1 protein-coding gene is annotated in these 1739 nt (G+C 73.4%); it reads right to left on the bottom strand.

Annotated elements, in window-relative coordinates:
- Window positions 1-33: 33 nt before the first annotated feature.
- Window positions 34-1739: NB-ARC domain-containing protein (locus tag ACQKIP_RS46665; protein ID WP_427745786.1), on the bottom strand; the 1706-nt coding region annotated here is incomplete at its 5' end.

Raw genomic sequence — 1739 nt, 5'->3', positions numbered from 1 at the left:
AAAAACAACACTCTCGTCCAGCCGCGCGTCTGTCTATGAGAACAGCTCCAGGGCGCTGGGCGAGTGCAGCAGATCCAGGGCCGCGCCGTCCGGGGACAAGAACGCGATCAGTTCGAGGAGCCGGGTGCCCGCGGGCTGCTGCCGACGCAGGTCCTCCAGGGTCAGGCGCCAGGACGCGGCCGTGGAGGCCGCGTACTCCGCGTCATCGGCCAGTACGGGCTGGCGCAGCGCGCCCCCGAACCGGTCGATGTAGGAGTCCACCGCGCGGGCCGGGGGCTGGTCGGTGCTGTCCAGGGCCGCGGCCGCCTGCTCGACGGTCTGGGGCAGGTGTCCGGTGGTGGCCAGCAGCCGCCGGGCGTCGTGCTGCTCCAGGTGCGGCAGGCGCCGGTGCAGCATCTCCAGGCTCTCGGCGGGGGCGAACGCCTCGACGCGCAGCGGGGCGACGGTGTCCTTCCAGCCCTCGCTGCGCGAGGTGATCAGGACGTGGCCGGTGCCCGGCTCGGGCAGCAGGGCGACGATGTCGCCGGGCGTGTCGGCGTTGTCGTACACCAGCAGCCACCGGCCCTGCCGCCGGTCCGGCGCGCACAGCGCCCGCAGCACAGCCTCCACCGCGGTGGGCATCGAGTCCGACGCCGCGACCTTCAGCTGCACGGCCAGCGCGGCCAGTGAACGCCGCACCGAGATGGCCTGGCGGGCGTCGATCCACCACACCACGTCGTAGTCGGCGGCGAAGCGGTGCGCGTACTCCAGGGCGATCTGGCTCTTGCCGATGCCCGGCCGGCCGCTGAGCACACAGGGTTTGGCGCCGACCCCGGGCGAGAGCCGCTCCCGCAGCTCCGCGATCATCGCTTCGCGTCCCACGAACACCGGGTTGAGCGGGGCGGTCAGCCGCACGGCGGGCGCGCGGCCGGGAAAGCGCGGACCGCTGTCCGCCGGGTCGCCGTCCACCAGCGGGGGCAGCGCGGCGATCCGTCCCAGCTGTTCGATCAGTAACTGGCGGGCGGTCTCCTCGTCGTGGTCTTTGAGGTTGACGCCGGGGATCGCGGTGAAGGCGTTGTCCACGCTGCGGTCCTGGCCCTCCTCGACGCGCACGGCCACCAGCCCGGGCGGCCCGGTGGGACTGCCCGCCCGCCCGCGCAGGAAGAGCTCCACCACCGGCCCGGCGTCGGGGGCAAGGGCCAGCGCCGGCGAGAGGACGACGACGGTGGAGTCCACCTCGGGCAGGTCCTCGCCCGGTCCGCTGCCCGGCGGCCGTTCCTTGAGGATCATGCCGGCCTGCCGCAGCTGTACGCGGATCCAGTCGGCCCACAGCCGGTCGCGGGGCGAGGAGACGACATAGGCGGTGCGCGGGGCGTCGGCGGGCTGGCGTTCGAAGCGGCGCAGATACATCCGGCGCCGGCGCTCGTCCAGCGGCACGAGCCGGGTGACGGCACGGCGGGTGATCTCGCCGGTGAGCCGCTCGTACGCCGAGAGCAGCGTGTTGCCCGCATCGGGGCGGTCGTGGAAGGTGGCCAGCACCTCTTCGTAGGCGTACGGCGGGAAGTAGGGGATCTCGACCTCGGTCCAGTACCGCAGCTGATCCGCATCCTGTGCTTCGGGCAGCAGCCGGGCGAAGCGCTGGTGGCACAGTGCCAGGCTCAGCTTCCTCTTGGCGGGCTCGCCCGGCTCGACCCGCATGGGCACCGGCAGGATGCGCACGTCGTGCGGCGCATCGCGCCGCAGGGCGCCGGCCATTGCCG

Source organism: Streptomyces sp. NPDC059900 (assembly GCF_050270335.1).
Classification (GTDB): Bacteria; Actinomycetota; Actinomycetes; order Streptomycetales; family Streptomycetaceae; genus Streptomyces.
Note: the sequence above shows the minus strand (reverse complement) of the source record. Positions and strands in the feature narration are given on the sequence as shown.